A 15,878-nucleotide genomic window follows, 5' to 3' on the forward strand; every position below is an offset into this window, starting at 1 on the left:
GTGAGGGATGGCTTCGCCGGCGCCTCCGTGTGCCGGGACCGCCCGCAACGAAAAGGCGCCGCCCGCGGGCGGCGCCTCGACCACGATCTCCAGGGCTGCGGCCTCGGGCCGCCCGTGAGGCGGGGTCAGGCCGCCCGCACGGTGCGCAGGAACTCCTCCAGCTCCAGCCTGAGATGCTCGCTCTCGCGCGACAGCGAGTTGGCCGCGGTCAGCACCTGGGTGGACGACGAGCCGGTCTCGCTGGCGCCGCGGCTGACGTCGACGATGTTGTTGGCGACCTCGGTGGTGCCGCGCGCCGCCTGCTGGACGTTGCGGGCGATCTCCGACGTGGCGGCCCCCTGCTGCTCGACCGAGGTGGCGATGTCGGCGGCGATCTCCGAGACGCGCGTGATGGTGCGGCCGATCTCCTTGATGGCGGCGACCGAGTCGGCAGTGGCGGCCTGCATGCCGGTGATCTGGGCCGAGATCTCGTCGGTCGCCTTGGCGGTCTGGGCGGCCAGCGCCTTCACCTCCTGGGCCACCACGGCGAAGCCCTTGCCGGCCTCGCCGGCGCGCGCGGCCTCGATGGTCGCGTTGAGCGCCAGCAGGTTGGTCTGCTCGGCGATGGCGGTGATGAACTTGACGACGTCGCCGATGCGGCTGGCGAGCTTCGACAGCTCGTTGATCCGGGTGTCGGTGCGCTCGGCCTGCTCGACCGCCTGGGCCGCGATGCTGCTCGACTCCTGCACCTGGCGGGCGATCTCGGCCACCGAGGCGGCCAGCTCCTCGGCCGACGAGGCGACCGTCTGAACGTTGGACGACGCCTGGGTGGAAGCGCTGGCGACGGTGTTGGACAGACGCTGAGTGGTCTCCGCTGTCGCGGTCAGCCGACGCGCCTCGGTCTCGAGCTGCGTCGCCGCCGACGACACCATGCCGACGATGTTGCCGACCGCCGATTCGAAGCCGTCGGCCAGCCGCGCCATCTCGGTCTTGCGCTCGGCCGCGGCCTCGCGGGCGGCGGCCTCGCGCTCCTGCGCGTCGCGCTCGGCCTTCTCGACCGCCACCACCTTGAACCGCTCCACCGCCTTGGCCATCTCGCCGATCTCGTCACGGCGACCGAGTCCCGGCAGGGCGACCTCCATATGGCCGTCGGCGAGCTCGCGCATCGCCTTGGTCATCGCCTTCAGGGGGCGTGACAGGCTGGAGCCGATCAGAAAGCCGATGCCGGCGACCGCCACGAACGCCACCGCGATGGCGATCAGGATCTCGCGCCGCGTCTCCTCGCGCGCCTCGGCGGTCCTGGCGAGCGCCGCGTCGCGCAGCGTCTCGACCGCCTCCTTGATCTGCTGGACCGCGGGAGCGACGATCCCGTACTCGACCTTGGTCAGGGTCGAGGCCAGCTCGACCGCCTCGGCCGCCTTGACCCACTCGTTGAAGTCGCGCTGATAGACCGTGAGCCGGTCGATCATCTGCTTCTTGGTCGCGCCGGGCAGGCTGGCGGTCTGGAAGGCGCTGACGAACTCTCCGAGCGCCTTCTTGAAGTTGGCCTGCGACAGGCCGTCCTGACGCAGCATGTATTCGCGCTCGTAACGGCGCACCGGATGGATGCCGGCGACCAGCCTGGCGTCGTCGAACTTGTCGAGCTCGCTCTCGATCTGCCGCACGCTGGTGCGCAGGGCACCTTCCAGTCCGCTGTCGCCGCTCAGGCCCATCACCCGCTTGGCCTCGACCGTCTTGCCGAAATAGCCGGCGTAACGGTCCATGCCCTCGCGGGCCTTGCCGGCCTTCTCGGCCAGCTCGGCCTGCCCCATCTGGGCCAGTCGCGTCTGGAGATCCCTGGTGCCGGCCACCATCTTGGCGAACGCCTGGGCTTGGTCGCGCAGCCGCGCCTCGTCGCCAGTCAGCATGAACTCCTTCTCGGCGTCGCGCGCCTGGAACAGCGAGCCGGCCACCTCGCCGGCGAGGGCCGCGGCCGCATTGGCCTGGTCGGCCGCCGCCTCGTGCTCCGCCTGGGTCCGAGCCCCGAGTATGTAAAAGCCCCCGACGAAGCACAACCCGAGCAAACCTATGGCCCCGATCGCCGCAATTTTCAGTTGCAGGCTGACGCGAAAGGTACGTACCGACATGGTTGGGGTCCCGGCCATTCCAATTGCCACGCCAATAGACGCGCACGCTGCGGTTAAGAACAGATTTCCGGCTAGACAGTTGGATGCAATAAAGCAGGTATGGACGATACTGACCTTACTATGATCACTATAATACCATTATAGCTAGATTTTGCGCCGATTTTTCGCCCGAAGGAATTTCCGAGTGATTGCGGGCCGTCCGCCGTGGGCTGGCGGCGCGCCGACGGATGTCGCCAGAACGTCGGGCCTCTGCCATCATCGGGCTCGATGAACCGGGTCCCACTTCGCCGGAAAATGCTCTAGCTTCGCGCACGACTCGTTCGGGAGACCCTCGCTTGCGCCGTGCCGGATCGCCGACCGCCCTCACCCGCCGGACACTCCTGACCGCCGGCACCGCGACCCTCGTGGCCGGCTTCGCGCCGGCTCCCGCCGCGGCCCAGAGTGCCGCGACCTCGTTCGACCAATGGCGCGCGTCCTTCAAGGCACGGGCGTTGCGCCGCGGCATCTCGGAGGCGACCTACGACCGGGTGATGAACGGGCTGAAGCCCGACACCGGCGTCTACGCCCTGCAACGCGCCCAGCCCGAGTTTCAGGAGGCGCTGTGGCAGTATCTGAACCGTCGTGTCTCCGACTGGCGGATCATCACCGGACAGCAGCGCGCCGCCGAGCAGAAGGCCCTGCTCGACCGCATCGAGCGCGACTACGGGGTCGACCGCTTCATCGTGATGGCGGTGTGGGGCATCGAGTCGAGCTACGGCGAGGTCATCGACAATCCGAAATACATGCGCCCCGTGCTGCCGGCCCTCGCGGCCCTCGCCTGGGGCGAGCCGCGGCGCCGCGCCTACTGGGAGCAGGAGCTGCTCAACGCCCTCGTCATCATCGATCGCGGCTGGGGCGACCCGCGGCAAATGATCGGGTCGTGGGCCGGCGCCATGGGCCACACCCAGTGGATGCCGGAGGTGTGGCTGAACATGGGCGTCGACTTCGACCGCGATGGCCGCATCTCGCCGTTCGGGCGCCCCGACGACGCGCTGGCCGGTGCCGCGCGCTATCTGTTGCAGCGTGGCCGCTATCAGCAAGGAGAGAGCTGGGGCTGCGAGGTGCGTCTGCCGGCCGGCTTCAACGCGCGGCTCGCCGACGGCAAGACCTATCGGTCCTACGCCCAATGGTCGGAGCTCGGCGTCACCCGCGCCGACGGGGCTGCCTTCGCGTCGCCGGCCCACCAGGTGCGGCTCACCGTGCCGGTGGCGGGCGGCCCGGCCTTCGCGATCGGGCGGAACTTCCAGTCGATCTACTCGTACAATCCGGCCTTCTCGTACGCGCTCGCCATCGTCCACCTGGCCGACCGCCTGCGCGGGAACGGTCCGTTCGTGCAGCGCTTCCCCGGCAGCGAGCGCACCCCGACGCTCGGCGAGGTGCAGGAGATCCAGCGGCGGCTGACGGCGCTCGGCTTCGACACCGACGGCACCGACGGCCGGGTCGGCCGCGACACCATGCGGGCGGTCGCCGCCTTCCAGCGCAAGGCCGGCTTGGAGGTCGACGGCTATGCGGGCCTGAAGGTGCTGGCCCGCTTGCGCCAGGGCGGCTGAGGCCGCCCGGCCCCCAGACCCGGGCCGGTGCGCCGGGCGTGTCGCTTTTTGTTTCGCCACTCTTGAGCACTATCGGCCTTGGGCTAAAATAGTCGGGCTGGGGAGGTCGCCATGGACTTGGTCGCCACCACCTTGGTTTCCGACAATGCGGTGCACGCGCGCTACGCAGACCGGCTCGACATGGGCACGGCGACGCTGTGGTTCGAGTTTCACGTTCCGCTCGCCGATCTCGATCTGCCGGGACGATGGCCGTCGGCGCCGGCCGAGGCTCGTTTCATCAACCAGGCCAAGATTGCGGCGCTGCGCCATCTCTACAGGACCATCGGCTCCGAGCTGGCCCGCTTGCAGGGCCAGTTGCAAGACCCGTCGCAGGACCAGACGCAGCCCACCGCTTGACGGCGCCGCCGCACCGCCCGGCGGCCATGACGCCGTGTTCACCATGGCCCCGAACGCGCGCGCAAGCCGCCCGCCCCGTCGCTATGATGAGGGCGCCGCGGCCACGTCGCGCGCGACCCTCGTCCGCTGCCCTTGCTCCGGAGCCGATCCCGATGCCCCGACCCGTTCCGGTGATCGTCCGCTCGATCGGCTTCTTCGCCGTCATGCTCGCCGTCGTGATGGCGCCGCTTCCGGTCGCCGTCACCGCCGCGGTGCCGGCCGCCGCGGCGCCTGCGCCCGCAATGCCCGACCGGGGCGATCCCACAGCCGACGAGACCTCGGCCTATGTGGCGGCCATCGGGGCCGCCGAGACCCACAACCGCGCCGCGATCGCGGCCCTCACGGCTGGAGATCGGGACGGCGCGCGCGCCGCGATCGCCGCCTTCGACGAGGCGTTCGGTCGACTGCTGGAGCGGTTCGGAACGCGGGTCGGCCGAGTCCGCGCGGAGCCGGACGCGGGCCTCTCGGACGGCGTCACCATCATGGTGGACGTGCCGATGCGGGTCATCGCGGCCCGGATGATGATCGACTTCGGCCGTCCCGACATCGCCGCCACGTCGCTGCGGGCGGTGTGCCGCCATCTCGTCGCGCTACACCCTGCGCCGGCAGCGGGAGCCGCGACATCGTGCGACACCGCTCCGCCTTGAGGAACTCGCCTCGAAGGACCCGCCTTGAACGTCTCGCCCGACCGAACCGCCCGCGCGGCTCGTCACGGCCGGAACCGCCGGTCAGCTGCGCTCGCGCCGGCGCCGGAATGCTTTCAGCAGGATGATGTTGCGGCCGCTCGCCGGCGAGACCTGCTTGGCCTCGCTGCGCCAACCCGGCACCGTCGAGCCGTCGCCGCGCTGCCGCCGCCGATTGCCGGGAAGCGGTCCATCGGGGAATCGGCGCTTGAGCCGCCGGACGATCTCGTCCGCCACCATGTCGAGCACGCGACGGGCCATGTCGCTGGTCGCACGGGAGCGAGGGCGTCCCGACGGCGCGTCGGAATCGTCGCCCGAATGGGGCGCTACTCCCATGGAGCGCCGGCTGGGTTCAGTGTCTCCCGCCGCGCTCCGATCCTCGGAATCCGTCATTCCGAGCCTCCTGAAACTCCGGGCGGCCGTGGCCACCCGGATTGCCGCATCAATCGGCCGACAAAAATGCCGGCCACTCCGACGATCGTGAAACGATAACGAGTCGACGATCGTTCGGGACCAATATACCACTGCGGCCTCGCGTCGCTGTGCGATGCAGCGTTGCAGCGATCGCACGGCTGGATTTGCGCCGCTCAAGATGTCGGGCGAACCCGCCGCACGCGAGACTCGGGCTCGCGCTCGCCGATCGCCGTCACGTCGCCCGTCAACGCCCGGGCGATCTCGGACACGTCCACCACCGCGGCAGCCGCCAGGGTCGGGTCCAGCCCATCGATCCGGGACCATGATCCCGATCGACGATCCACCGTGATGCAGTCGAATCGGTGCGAGCCGAGCAGCACCTCGGCATCGTCCAGCGTCGCCGCCCCGATGGCGGCGAAACCGAACAGATCGGCGATCCTGCACAGGATGGCGCGGCGGGCGACGTCGTCGTCGATGACCAGAATGGTCTTGCGCGTCGCCGGCGGAAGCCCGTCGCCCCGCTGGCGCGATGGCATTCGCAAGATGAATACTCCTGATCGGTCCGAAGACCTACGTGGCGAAGTATTGCGGCCGAGTTGCAAACAAATTGTGCACGGAACGACGAGAACCCGCCGCCAAACCAGGGCTAGCCCGGCCGGGTCCCGCTTGGCGGCAAGTCCCGCGTGGCGGCAGGTCAGTCGCCCGCACAGAAGCGGGCACAGCCGTGCTTGGCGCGCCAGCGCGGCCCGGGTCCGCGCATGTAGTGCAGCTCCGGCCGATAGGGATCGATCAGGTCGACGGCCAATCGCCGCGCCACGTCGAGGCATTGCGCGACGACGCCGCGCACCCGTTCGGTCGAGGTCGGAAGCCGTGCGCTCCCCGATGTCGTCGGGCGTCGCGCCAGCAGGCCGCGGCCCCATCGGGCGCCAGCCGGGCGATCATCGCCGGCCGCCATTGTCGCGGCACCTGCTCGCCTCAGGATCGGCATGTCGTCGGTCCCCTCGCGGCCTGCGTCATCCACTTCAGCGTGCAAGTGGATCATCCCGGCCGCCGCGCGAGAATTGGGACGAGCCCGCTTCGTACTAGTGCGAATCCGGGATTGCCCGGGTGATCCTCCCCGTCACGGCCGGCCGGGCAGCGGCGGCGCCGTCGCTCCCTTGGCGGGCCCTGCGGACTGCTGGTCGGCCACCCGGTCGTAGCAGGCGAGCCGCTCGTCGCCATCGATCAGGCTGCGGCACGCCTCGAAGGCGGGCGGGGTCGCCGCCCCCACCAGCAGCAGCAGCCCGGTCGCCATCGCCAAGACGCTCGCGAGCGCCCAGCGCACCGTCACCGCGGCACCGAGATCGTGCAGCGTGCGGCCGTCGAGCATCGACCGCGGTTCGGCAAATTGTTCGAATGTCCGTCTCATCTGCGCCACCATCTGCGCCACCTGTCCGCCGCCCCGCGGCGGCTCGGTGTCGAGATGACGCTCTCTCGATAGGAATTCGAGACGGCCACCCCCTGCTCCACATAGCGGCCCCATAGGCACCCGTCGGGCGGGCGCACCGCGTGACCGCATCACTTATGGAATTCCTACGGACGCAGCCGCCGGCCCGTCTCGAAAACCTATGGGCCGGATGTCAGGTCTCGGCAGCCCCGGGTCCGCACGCCCGGACCGCGCCGGGCCGCTCGCCCGGCGTTTCGTGCTGGCCCGTCCGGTTCGTCCCGGCGGCAAGGAGACCCCATGCTGGACATCACGATGCTGACGATCGGCCTCGGCTTTCTCGTCCTGTCGATCGGCTACGCCACCTTCTGCGAGCGCCTCTGAGGACACCCATGATCATCGACTACACGCTCGGCGCGCTCGTGGCCGCCGGCCTCCTTCTCTACCTGGGCTACGCCCTGCTGAAGCCCGAGCGGTTCTGAGAGCGGCACCATGACCCTCATCGGCTGGATTCAGATTCTCACCTTCTGCGTCATCATCACGGCGTTGGTCCCGACGCTCGGCTGGTACATGACGCGCGTCTTCAACAACGAATGGACACCGCTCTCGCCGGTGCTGCGCCCGATCGAGATCGCGCTGTACCGCATGGGCGGCGTCGACGAGCGGCGCGAGCAGGATTGGCTGACCTACACGATCGCCATGCTGCTGTTCCACATCGCCGGCTTCGTGCTGCTCTACGGGCTGCTGCGGCTGCAAGGCGTCCTGCCGTTCAACCCGCAGGAGATGGGCGCGGTGGCGCCCGATCTCGCCTTCAACACCGCGGCGAGCTTCCTCACCAACACCAACTGGCAGAACTACGGCGGCGAGAGCACCCTCTCCTATCTCAGCCAGATGGCCGGCCTGACGGTGCAGAATTTCGTCTCGGCGGCGACCGGCATCGCCATCGCGGTGGCGCTGATCCGCGGCTTCGCCCGCGCCTCGGCCCGCTCGGTCGGCAACTTCTGGGTCGATCTCGTCCGCGCGACGCTCTACGTGCTGCTGCCGATCTGCATCGTCGGCACCGTGGCGCTGATCGCGCTCGGGGTGCCGCAGAATCTCGACCCCTATGTCGAGGCGACGACGCTCGAAGGCGCCAAGCAGGTGATCGCCCAGGGGCCGGTCGCCTCGCAGATGATGATCAAGCATCTCGGCACCAACGGCGGCGGCTTCTTCAACGCCAATGCGTCGCATCCGTTCGAGAGCCCGAGCACCTACACCAACCTGATCCACATGGTGTCGATCTTCGTGATCGGTGCGGCGCTCACCAACGTGTTCGGCCGCATGGTCGGCGATCAGCGCCAGGGCTGGGCCATCTACGCCGCCATGGGACTCTTGTTCCTGGCCGGCGTCACCATCGTGTACTGGGCCGAGGCGGCCGGCACCGGCATTCTCGACGGGCTCGGCGTCGCCGGCGGCAACATGGAGGGCAAGGAGGTCCGCTTCGGCCTCGCCATGACGGCGCTGTTCGCGGTGGTCACCACCGCGGCCTCGTGCGGCGCCGTCAACGCCATGCACGACTCGCTGACCCCGCTCGGCGGGCTGATCCCGCTGTTCAACATGCAGCTCGGCGAGATCATCATCGGCGGCGTCGGCGCCGGCCTCTACGGCATGCTGCTGTTCGTCGTCATCGCCATCTTCGTGGCCGGGCTGATGGTCGGCCGCACGCCCGAGTATGTCGGCAAGAAGATCGAGGCCCGCGAGGTCAAGATGGCGATGCTGGCCATCCTGTGCCTGCCACTGTCGATCCTCGGCTTCACGGCGCTCGCGGTGGCGATCCCCTCCGCGGTGGCCTCGATGGGCAATGCCGGCCCGCACGGCTTCAGCGAGGTGCTGTACGCCTACTCGTCGCAGACCGCCAACAACGGCTCGGCGTTCGGCGGGCTCACCGGCAACACGATGTTCTACAACGTCACCGGCGGCCTCGCGATGCTGATCGGCCGCTTCCTCGTCATCGTTCCGGCGATGGCGATCGCCGGCTCGCTCGCAGCCAAGAAGACGGTACCGAAATCCTCCGGCACCTTCCCCACCACCGGCGGCCTGTTCATCGGCCTCCTCGTCGGCGTCATCCTGATCGTCGGCGGCCTCACCTTCTTCCCGGCCCTGGCGCTCGGCCCGATCGTCGAGCAGCTCGCCATGCGGGCCGGCGAGCTGTTCTGATCGCCTACCCCCGGAGCAATCCCCATGGACTCCTCGACCCTCCGCAAGCGCGTCCCTGCTTCGACGCTGCTCGACTGGAAGACCGTAGCGCCGGCCATCGGCGCCTCGGTCCGCAAGCTCGATCCCCGCGCCCTGATCACCAATCCGGTGATGTTCGTGGTCTGGATCGTCGCCGTTCTGGCCTCGCTGCTGCTGGTGCGTGACCTCGTGGCCGGCGCCGCCGGCATCGGATTCACGCTTCAGATCGTGCTGTGGCTATGGTTCACGGTGCTGTTCGCCAACTTCGCCGAGGCGATCGCCGAGCGCCGCGGCAAGGCGCAGGCCGACTCGCTGCGCGAGACCCGCACCCGCACCAAGGCAAAGCGCCTCCTGGTGCCCGGCAACACCGAGCTGTTCGAGATGGTGTGGGCCGAGGAGCTGTCGCCCGGCGATCTCGTCGTGGTCGAGGCCGGCGACCTGATTCCCGGCGACGGCGAGGTGGTGGAGGGCATGGCCTCGGTCAACGAGGCGGCCATCACGGGCGAATCCGCGCCGGTGATCCGCGAGTCGGGCGGCGACCGCTCCGCCGTCACCGGCGGCACCACGGTGATCTCCGACCGCATCGTGGTGAAGATCACGGCCGCCAAGGGCTCCTCGTTCCTCGATCGGATGATCGCGCTGATCGAGGGCGCGGCGCGCCAGAAGACCCCGAACGAGATCGCCCTCAACATCCTGCTGGCCGGGCTGTCGCTGATCTTCGTGTTCGCGGTCGCCACCATCCCGAGCTTCGTCGCCTATGCGGGCGGCACCGTGCCGTTCGTGGTGCTGGCGGCGCTGTTCGTCACCCTCATTCCCACCACCATCGGGGCGCTCCTGTCGGCGATCGGCATCGCCGGCATGGACCGGCTGGTGCGCTTCAACGTGCTCGCCATGTCGGGCCACGCCGTCGAGGCGGCGGGCGACGTCGACACGCTGCTGCTCGACAAGACCGGCACCATCACGCTCGGCAACCGCCAGGCGACCGCCTTCCGGCCGCTGCGCGGGGTCTCCGAGCAGGAGCTGGCCGATGCGGCACAGCTCGCCTCGCTGGCCGACGAGACGCCCGAAGGCCGATCCATCGTGGTGCTGGCCAAGGAGAAGTACGGCATCCGCGGGCGCGATCTCGCCGAGCTGCGCGGCCGCTCCATCCCGTTCTCGGCTAACACCCGGATGAGCGGCATGGAGGTCGGCGCCTCGTGGGTCCGCAAGGGCGCCGTCGACTCGGTCATCGCGTTCCTCGACAGCCCGCCGGTCGACACCGGCGGCAACGTCGCCCAGGCGCTGCGGCCGCGGCTAGGCGCCGATGCGGTGCGCGAGATCAATGCGATCGCCGAGGAGATCGCCAAGGCGGGCGGCACCCCGCTCGCGGTCGCCAAGGACGGCCGCCTGCTCGGCGTCATCCAGCTCAAGGACATCGTCAAGGGCGGCATCCGCGAGCGCTTCGCCGAGCTGCGCCGCATGGGCATCCGCACCGTGATGATCACCGGCGACAACCCGATGACGGCGGCCGCCATCGCGGCGGAGGCCGGTGTCGACGACTTCCTGGCGCAGGCGACGCCCGAGGACAAGCTGCGGCTGATCCGCGAGGAGCAAGCCAAGGGCAAGCTCGTCGCCATGTGCGGCGACGGCACCAACGACGCCCCCGCCCTCGCCCAGGCCGATGTCGGCGTCGCCATGAACACCGGCACCCAGGCGGCCCGCGAGGCCGGCAACATGGTGGACCTCGATTCCAACCCGACCAAGCTGATCGAGGTGGTGGAGATCGGCAAGCAGCTCCTGATGACCCGCGGCGCGCTGACTACCTTCTCGATCGCCAACGACGTGGCCAAGTACTTCGCCATCCTGCCGGCGATCTTCGTGGCCGTGTATCCGCAACTCGGCGTCCTCAACATCATGGGGCTCGCCAGCCCACAGAGCGCCATCCTGTCGGCCATCGTGTTCAACGCCCTGATCATCGTGGCGCTGATCCCGCTGGCGCTGAAGGGCGTGCGCTATCGGGCGATCGGCGCCGGCCCGCTGCTGCGTCGCAACCTGCTGGTCTACGGCCTCGGCGGCGTCGTCACCCCGTTCATCGGCATCAAGGCGATCGACATGGCGATCGTCGCACTCGGTCTCGCCTGAGGAGGCACACTCATGCTGCGCGAACTCCGCCCGGCCCTGATCCTCGCCGTCTCGCTCACCGTCATCACCGGCCTCGCCTATCCGCTGGCGATGACCGGCTTCGCCGGCGCCGTGTTTCCCGACCAGGCGCACGGCAGCCTCGTCGTCCGCGACGGTGTGGTCGTTGGCGCCGCCAATGTCGGCCAGGCGTTCACCAGCGACCGCTACTTCCGCGGCCGCCCGTCGGCCACCACCGGGGCCGACCCCGCCGACGCGAGCAAGACGGTGCCGAGCCCCTACAACGCCGCCAACTCGATGGGCTCCAATCTCGGGCCGACCAGCAAGGCGCTCTCCGAGCGCATCGCCGCCGATGTCGAGGCGCTGCGCCGGGAGAACCCCGGCATGCCGGTGCCGATCGATCTCGTCACCGCCTCGGGAAGCGGGCTCGATCCGCACATCTCGCCGGCCGCGGCGCTGTTCCAGGTGCCGCGCGTGGCGACCGCCCGCGGCCTGCCCGAGCACCGTGTCCGCGCGATCGTCGAGGCGGCCGTCGAGGAGCCGCTGTTCGGGGTGTTCGGCGAGCCGCGGGTGAACGTGCTGGCCCTCAACCTGGCGCTCGACCAGGCCGTGAGCGGGGCCGCGGTGCGGTGACGGGTGCGGGTCGCGTTGCTATGATGCCGTCATGACGCTCCGCCTGTGCGACCGCTCATGACCGACCACCACCGCGACCCGCAACGGCCGTCGCCGGACGCTCTGCTGGAGGCCGCTCGCCGCGAGGACGAGCGGTCCGGCAAGTTGAAGATCTTCGTCGGCGCCGCCCCCGGCGTCGGCAAGACCTACGAGATGCTGCAAGCTGCCCGCGCCAAGCTGCGCGACGGCGTCGACGTGGTGATCGGCGTCGTCGAGACCCACGGCCGCCCAGAGACCGAGGCGCTGCTCGACGGCCTGCCGGTGATCCCGCGCAAGCTCGTCTCCTATCGGGGCCACGAGCTCGCCGAGATGGATCTCGACGCCATCCTGGCACGCCGGCCCAAGCTCGCGCTGGTCGACGAGCTGGCGCACACCAATGCGCCGGGCAGCCGCCATCCCAAGCGCCACCTCGACGTCGAGGAGCTGCTGGACGCCGGCATCGACGTCTACACCACGGTGAACATCCAGCACATCGAAAGCCTGAACGACGTGGTGGCGCAGATCACCGGGGTGCGGGTGCGCGAGACCGTGCCGGACGCCGTGTTCGACAGCGCCGACGCCGTCGAGCTGATCGACCTCACGCCCGACGATCTCATCCAGCGGCTGCGCGAGGGCAAGGTCTACGTCCCCAAGACAGCCGAGCGCGCGCTGGCGCACTTCTTCTCGCCCGCCAAGCTCACCGCACTCCGCGAGCTGGCGCTGCGCCGCACCGCCGAGCGGGTCGACGACCAGCTCCTCACCCAGATGCAGGCGCGCGCCATTCCGGGGCCATGGGCGGCCGGTGAGCGGGTGCTGGTCTGCGTCAGCGAGGACCCGCGCGCCGCCGGCCTGGTGCGCTACGCCAAGCGCCTCTCCGACCGGCTGCGCGGCCCCTTCACGGCGATCTATGTCGAGGGCCGCGAGACCCGCCGGCTCGACGAGGTGGCGCGCGACCGCATCGCCGATACCCTGCGGCTGGCGACCGCACTCGGCGGCGAGGCGCTGACCGTCCCGGAAGGCGACACCCGCACGGCCGACGACATCGTCCGCTACGCCCAGGCCAACAACATCACCCAGATCGTGGTCGGCAAGTCGAGCCGCTCGCGCTGGTTCGAGGCCCTGCACGGCTCGGTGGTGCACGATCTGGTGCGGCGCGCCGGCAACATCAGCGTCCACGTCATCGCCGGCGACGACCTGGCCGGCGATCCGGTGCCGAAGAAGACGGTGGCGTCGGCGCGCCGCCGCGCCGATCTCGATCCGCTGCACTACGTCGTCGCGCTCGCGGCGGTCGGCCTGGCATTGGCGATCGGCAAGCTGATCCATCCGTTCTTCGGGGTCGAGAACATCGACCTCGTGTTCCTCACCGCGGTGGTCGGCGTCGCGGTTCGTTACGGCCTGCTGCCGTCGCTGCTGGCCAGCCTCACCGCCTCGCTCGCCTACAATTTCTTCTTCCTGCCGCCGCTCCACACCTTCACGATCGCCGACCCGACCAACATCGCGGCGTTCTTCTTCTTCACCGGGCTCGCCATCCTGGTGTCCAACGTCGCCGCCCGCGTCCGCGTGCAGGCGATCGCCGCCAAGGACCGGGCCCGCGACACCGCCCAGCTCTACAGCTTCAGCCGCAAGCTCGCCGGCGTCGGCACCTTGGACGACGTGCTGTGGGCGACCGCCTATCAGATCGCGCTGATGCTGAAGGTGCGGGTGGTGGTGCTGCTGCCCGAGAACGGCTCCATCGCCGTCAAGGCCGGCTATCCCCCCGAGGACACGCTGGACGACAAGGATCTGGCCGCCGCCACCTGGGCCTGGCAGAACGACCGGCCGGCCGGGCGCGGTGCCGACACCCTGCCGGGCGCCACCCGCCTATTCCTGCCCATGCGCACCGGCCGCGGGCCGATCGGCGTGGTCGGCATCGACGGCGACAAGCCCGGCCCCCTGCTCACGCCCGACGAGCGCCGCCTGCTGGATGCGCTGATCGATCAGGGCGCGCTCGCTATCGAGCGGGTCAACCTGGTGGAGGACATGGACCGGGTGAAGCGCACCATCGAGGCCGATCGGCTGCGCTCGGCCCTGCTCACCTCGATCTCGCACGACCTCAAGACGCCGCTCGCCGCGGTGCTGGGTGCCGCCGGCACGCTGCGCGACCTCGGCGGCGCGCTCGCCGACGCCCAGAAGGCCGACCTGCTCGCCACCATCGTGGACGAGTCCGAACGTCTCAACCGCTTCATCGCCAACCTGCTCGACATGACCCGGCTCGAATCCGGCGCCATCGCCCCCAACGCGACACTGCACGATCTCGGCGAGATCGTCGGCAGCGCGCTGCGCCGCGCCGCCAAGATCCTCGCCGACCATCGCATCGAGGTGGCGCTCGCCCCCGACCTGCCGATGCTGGCGCTCGATCCGGTGCTGTTCGAGCAGGTGCTGTTCAACCTGCTCGACAACGCCGCCAAATACGCGCCGGACGGCACCACGGTCCACATCGTGGCCGGGCGTGAGAACGGACGGGTCCGGCTCCAGGTGATCGACGAAGGCCCCGGCATCCCGCCGGCCGACATCGAGCGCGTCTTCGACAAGTTCTACCGGGCCCGCAAGGGCGACCATGTCCGCGCCGGCACCGGCCTCGGCCTCGCCATCGCGCGCGGCTTCGTCGAGGCGATGGACGGCACCATCACGGCCGGCAACCGGAGCGATCGCTCCGGCGCCGTGCTCACGGTCTTGCTGCCGGTGCCCGCCCCGGCCCGACTGGACAGCGCCGCATGAGCACGCCCCTGAAGGTTCTGGTGATCGACGACGAGCCGCCGATCCGCAAGCTCCTGCGGATGGGCCTCGGCACCCAAGGCTACGACGTCATCGAGGCGCCGGACGGCGTCACCGCACTGGAGCGCCTCGCCGAGCGGCCCGGCCTGGTGATCCTCGATCTCGGGCTGCCCGATGTCGCCGGCCTCGACCTCCTGCGCACCATAAGGTCGCGCGCGCCGGCCGTGCCGGTGGTGGTGCTGTCGAGCCGCGACGACGAGGCCGGCAAGGTCCAGGCGCTCGATCTCGGCGCCGACGACTACGTCACCAAGCCGTTCGGCATGGAGGAGCTGCTGGCGCGACTGCGCACCGCACTGCGTCACCAGCTCCAGGTGCAGGGCGAGCGGCCGGTGTTCCGGCTCGGCGATCTCAGCGTCGATCTCGTCCGCCGGCTGGTCAAGATCGGCGACCGCGACGTCAAGCTGTCGCCCAAGGAGTACGAGCTCTTGCGCCTCCTGGTGCAGCACGCCGGCAAGGTGCTCACTCACAAGTTCCTGCTCGGCCATCTGTGGGACGACTACACCGACGCCCAGTATCTGCGCGTCTATGTGCGGCAGCTTCGTCAGAAGATCGAGGCGGACCCGGAGCGGCCGCGCTACGTGCTGACCGAGACCGGCGTCGGCTATCGGCTGCGCGCCCCCGATCCCGAGGAGACGCGGCCGGCCGAGCGCGGCTGACATCGGCGCAACCGTTCAGTCGCGCTGCGGCGCCTCCTCGCCGACCAGCCGGCGCGACCAGTCCTCGACCTGACGGCTGGCGAGCCGCTTGGCCGCGGTCTGCCGCCACGGCTCGGACAGATGCGCGATCTCGCTCATGGCGCGGAGCTGATCGATCGCCAGCGTGTCCACGTAGAGCACGCGCCACAGTCGCGTCAGGGTCCATTCGGGCGACAGCCGGTCGACCAGGACGAGCGCATCGCCGGCCGCCACCGGCCCTTCCTCGAGCACACGGTAGTACCAGCCGGTGCGGCCGCTCCGCTGCACCCGCAACGCCATGTCGGAAACGCCGAAGCGGAGATTCAGCTTCCAGCACGGCCGGCGGCCCTGACTCACTTGCACCAGCGCACCACCCAGCCGGAAGGTGTCGCCGACCGCGACGTCGGCTTCGGTGAGGCCGGCGGTGGAGAGGTTCTCGCCGAAGGCACCGGGCCGCTCCAGCACCGCCGCCGTGCCGATCTCGTCGCGCCAGCCCGCGTAGTGCTCGAACGGATAGTGATGCACCGCCTTCTCGGGGCCGCCGTGATGCTTCAGGTCGCCTTGCGCATCGCCCGTGAAGCCCTCGCGCCCGAGCCACATGCGGCCGGAGACCGGCCGCTTGTCGATGCCGCTCGGCACCGCACGCGGCCCGAGTGCCGCAAGGGAGCCGACGAGCAGATGGTCGACGACGATCATGATCGATGCCTGACGGTGCGTGCTGCATGAGGACCGGCCGGTGTCGGCGGCACGATCCGGAC

General features: G+C 69.9%; 15 protein-coding genes. 9 read left to right on the forward strand and 6 right to left on the reverse strand.

What is annotated here, in order from left to right; translation table 11 throughout:
* Nucleotides 1-125: 125 nt before the first annotated feature.
* Entirely contained in the window at nucleotides 126-2,105 is a 1,980-nt protein-coding gene (locus tag ACFQUV_RS24385; RefSeq protein WP_165363937.1) for a methyl-accepting chemotaxis protein, read from the reverse strand.
* 335 nt (nucleotides 2,106-2,440) lie between these two features.
* Between ACFQUV_RS24385 and ACFQUV_RS24390 the strand changes: the two genes are divergently transcribed.
* From ACFQUV_RS24390 to ACFQUV_RS24400, 3 genes are all read left to right on the forward strand, one after another.
* Nucleotides 2,441-3,694, forward strand: coding sequence for a lytic murein transglycosylase (locus tag ACFQUV_RS24390; protein ID WP_371851711.1), 1,254 nt, complete (start codon nucleotides 2,441-2,443; stop codon nucleotides 3,692-3,694).
* 111 nt (nucleotides 3,695-3,805) lie between these two features.
* On the forward strand, nucleotides 3,806-4,090 hold the full coding sequence (locus ACFQUV_RS24395) for a hypothetical protein (RefSeq protein ID WP_129609447.1): 285 nt from the start codon (nucleotides 3,806-3,808) through the stop codon (nucleotides 4,088-4,090).
* 152 nt (nucleotides 4,091-4,242) lie between these two features.
* Nucleotides 4,243-4,776, forward strand: a complete 534-nt coding sequence (locus ACFQUV_RS24400; RefSeq protein ID WP_129609446.1) for a hypothetical protein — start codon at nucleotides 4,243-4,245, stop codon at nucleotides 4,774-4,776.
* An 81-nt stretch (nucleotides 4,777-4,857) separates the two neighbouring features.
* On the opposite strand, the gene ACFQUV_RS24405 is transcribed toward ACFQUV_RS24400, so the two are convergent.
* The 4 genes from ACFQUV_RS24405 to ACFQUV_RS24420 form a co-directional block, all read right to left on the reverse strand.
* Nucleotides 4,858-5,073, reverse strand: a complete 216-nt coding sequence (locus ACFQUV_RS24405) for a hypothetical protein (protein WP_111384557.1) — start codon at nucleotides 5,071-5,073, stop codon at nucleotides 4,858-4,860.
* 326 nt (nucleotides 5,074-5,399) lie between these two features.
* Complete coding sequence (locus ACFQUV_RS24410; protein WP_129609445.1) at nucleotides 5,400-5,768, reverse strand: hypothetical protein; 369 nt, start codon at nucleotides 5,766-5,768, stop codon at nucleotides 5,400-5,402.
* Nucleotides 5,769-5,920: 152 nt separating this feature from the next.
* Complete coding sequence (locus ACFQUV_RS24415; RefSeq protein ID WP_371851713.1) at nucleotides 5,921-6,130, reverse strand: hypothetical protein; 210 nt, start codon at nucleotides 6,128-6,130, stop codon at nucleotides 5,921-5,923.
* 216 nt (nucleotides 6,131-6,346) lie between these two features.
* Entirely contained in the window at nucleotides 6,347-6,634 is a 288-nt protein-coding gene (locus ACFQUV_RS24420; protein ID WP_165363935.1) for a hypothetical protein, read from the reverse strand.
* 407 nt (nucleotides 6,635-7,041) lie between these two features.
* Between ACFQUV_RS24420 and ACFQUV_RS24425 the strand changes: the two genes are divergently transcribed.
* The 6 genes from ACFQUV_RS24425 to ACFQUV_RS24450 are packed head-to-tail and all read left to right on the forward strand — an operon-like array spanning nucleotide 7,042 to nucleotide 15,102.
* Nucleotides 7,042-7,131, forward strand: coding sequence for a K(+)-transporting ATPase subunit F (locus ACFQUV_RS24425; protein ID WP_111384561.1), 90 nt, complete (start codon nucleotides 7,042-7,044; stop codon nucleotides 7,129-7,131).
* A 10-nt stretch (nucleotides 7,132-7,141) separates the two neighbouring features.
* A complete protein-coding gene (kdpA, locus tag ACFQUV_RS24430) occupies nucleotides 7,142-8,845 on the forward strand; it encodes a potassium-transporting ATPase subunit KdpA (RefSeq protein WP_129609443.1) in 1,704 nt (567 codons plus the stop codon).
* Between the two features lie 24 nt (nucleotides 8,846-8,869).
* Nucleotides 8,870-10,984, forward strand: a complete 2,115-nt coding sequence (kdpB, locus tag ACFQUV_RS24435; RefSeq protein ID WP_129609442.1) for a potassium-transporting ATPase subunit KdpB — start codon at nucleotides 8,870-8,872, stop codon at nucleotides 10,982-10,984.
* A gap of 12 nt (nucleotides 10,985-10,996) precedes the next feature.
* The gene (locus tag ACFQUV_RS24440) at nucleotides 10,997-11,614 is read left to right on the forward strand and encodes a K(+)-transporting ATPase subunit C (protein ID WP_129609441.1); all 618 of its coding nucleotides are present in this window, start codon (nucleotides 10,997-10,999) and stop codon (nucleotides 11,612-11,614) included.
* 57 nt (nucleotides 11,615-11,671) lie between these two features.
* Nucleotides 11,672-14,389, forward strand: coding sequence for a sensor histidine kinase KdpD (locus ACFQUV_RS24445; RefSeq protein WP_129609440.1), 2,718 nt, complete (start codon nucleotides 11,672-11,674; stop codon nucleotides 14,387-14,389).
* Nucleotides 14,386-15,102, forward strand: coding sequence for a response regulator (locus tag ACFQUV_RS24450; protein WP_111384566.1), 717 nt, complete (start codon nucleotides 14,386-14,388; stop codon nucleotides 15,100-15,102). The genes ACFQUV_RS24445 and ACFQUV_RS24450 overlap by 4 nt, the downstream gene beginning before the upstream one ends.
* Nucleotides 15,103-15,117: 15 nt before the next feature.
* Here the strand turns inward: ACFQUV_RS24450 and ACFQUV_RS24455 are convergent, their stop codons facing one another.
* Nucleotides 15,118-15,819 carry an MOSC domain-containing protein gene (locus tag ACFQUV_RS24455; protein WP_371851712.1) on the reverse strand — a complete coding sequence of 234 codons (702 nt, stop codon included), beginning with the start codon at nucleotides 15,817-15,819 and terminating at the stop codon, nucleotides 15,118-15,120.
* Between the last annotated feature and the right edge of the window lie 59 nt (nucleotides 15,820-15,878).

Origin of the sequence: Rhodoplanes sp. P11, assembly GCF_964266735.1 — a bacterium.
GTDB lineage: Bacteria > Pseudomonadota > Alphaproteobacteria > Rhizobiales > Xanthobacteraceae > Rhodoplanes > Rhodoplanes serenus.